Source organism: Pseudomonas sp. Sample_23 (assembly GCF_004307595.1).
In the GTDB taxonomy this organism is placed as follows: Bacteria; Pseudomonadota; Gammaproteobacteria; order Pseudomonadales; family Pseudomonadaceae; genus Aquipseudomonas; species Aquipseudomonas atacamensis.
Genome location: NZ_RCNX01000104.1, coordinates 1 through 1102, shown reverse-complemented (window position 1 = coordinate 1102; position 1102 = coordinate 1). Strand labels below are relative to the sequence as shown.

1 pseudogene is annotated in these 1102 nt (G+C 55.8%); it reads right to left on the bottom strand.

The features are described from left to right. Window positions 1-71: 71 nt before the first annotated feature. Window positions 72-1102 (bottom strand): annotated as a pseudogene (locus D8U82_RS27600) (hypothetical protein); the annotation flags it as partial.

The window sequence follows — 1102 nt, the reverse complement described above, 5'->3', positions numbered from 1 at the left end:
TCGTCCCACCACCCCTTCAAGTCTAACCATACAAGCGAGCTTGCTCGCGAAGGGGGCTACTCGGTGCTGGATCAGACCGAGAACGTCTTCCCGGTATGGTTATTCAGCGAAATCACCTTGGTCTTGCCAATCCGGTGGCGGTAGATCTCGCGCAGGTACTTGATCGACTTCTTCACGCAATCACGCGACAGGCGAATGTCATTGATCGAGACGAACTTGTCCTTGTCGTTGATCAACTCACGGTATTTCTTTTCGTACATCGGTTTGATCGCGTACCAGTTGGTATCGAGAATCTTCGCCGGGTTTTCGAACTCATTGAGCAGGTCGTCGATCCGCTCTTCGTCGAAGTCTTCCTGAATGATGAAGTCGAGAATCGAGTTATCCAGCGTCTCGTCGAAACGGTACGGGTTCTTCGCGAAGCAGCGCTTGATGAACGCCACGATCAAGGTCAGGAAATCGTCCGACAGGCATGGGCTCTTGGCGATCAGGGTGGTCAGCGACAGGTTGGCCGAAGCGCCGATTACCAGCGCATAGCGCTTGAGGGTGGTGTTGGGGAACAGGCTGTTGAGGTGGGTCTTCAACCGGTTCAGGTCCATGTACGACAGTTTGTAGTCTTTCGGCAGCGAGACGATCGACACCACCGACGAGCAATTCTTGAAGAAGTGCAAATCGTGCAGCGCGGCGGCGTCGTAGCCGGAATTCTTGTACTGCTCAAGCGAAGCGCGATAACGCTTGGATTCGATCGGCAGCAGGCTGATGCCTTCGATGGCCTGAGTGACCTTGTTGAAGTGCGGCAGGTCGATCGAGCGGAAGAACAGGTCGTCGATGTTCAGGCGCTGCGGCTCTTTATCGAAGACCTTGAACTTGTCGCTGCTCGGCGGCGGGGTTTCCGGGACCACCGATTCGGCGTAGGCAATCGCCACCGGCCCGGCCAGACTCATGAACAGGTCGTTGGCATCCAGGCGGATGGTTTCGCCGATGTCGATGCCGGCACGGCGGAAGTAGTTCTGGTCGTAGTCGGTGGTGACTGCCTGCGCCGTCAGAATATTGAAGATCTGCTGCGAGATGTACTGGTTGGCGTGCTTCTCCATGGCATTGACAT